Origin of the sequence: Stenotrophomonas sp. A3_2 (genome assembly GCF_036624925.1) — a bacterium.
Classification (GTDB): domain Bacteria; phylum Pseudomonadota; class Gammaproteobacteria; order Xanthomonadales; family Xanthomonadaceae; genus Stenotrophomonas; species Stenotrophomonas hibiscicola.
This window is the reverse complement of record NZ_JAZKVY010000021.1, coordinates 1-311: the sequence shown is the minus strand read 5'-3', so window position 1 is coordinate 311 and position 311 is coordinate 1. Positions and strand designations below refer to the sequence as shown.

The following is a 311-nucleotide window of genomic DNA, read 5'->3' as shown; positions in this document are numbered from 1 at the left end:
TGCGATCCCCAAGGGAAGTCCTACTGTTTTAGCCATGGCCGTGTTGATCCCATCTTCTCCTTTTACCAATAAACTGCTGGTAAGCGAATAAGGTTCACTGTTGATACTATAGTCGATCTCATGAAGCATCAGGATCATGTCTTTATCGGTAGGCTGTAATGCCAATTTCTTTTCCAATAAGTATTGAAGTACGGTAGCATGGCTGCATATACCTTTATTTAATCGCTGATTATCATACCATCCCAATTCTTCTAACTGTTGGATTAAAATGGGACTGTCAACAGGTATATTATTTGTTGAAAAGCCTTTTT

At 38.9% G+C, this 311-nt stretch carries 1 protein-coding gene; it reads right to left on the bottom strand.

Translation table 11 applies throughout. The features are described from left to right. A partial coding sequence (locus R5H29_RS00080; protein ID WP_332328530.1) for a saccharopine dehydrogenase C-terminal domain-containing protein occupies positions 1 to 311 on the bottom strand: 311 nt, incomplete at both ends.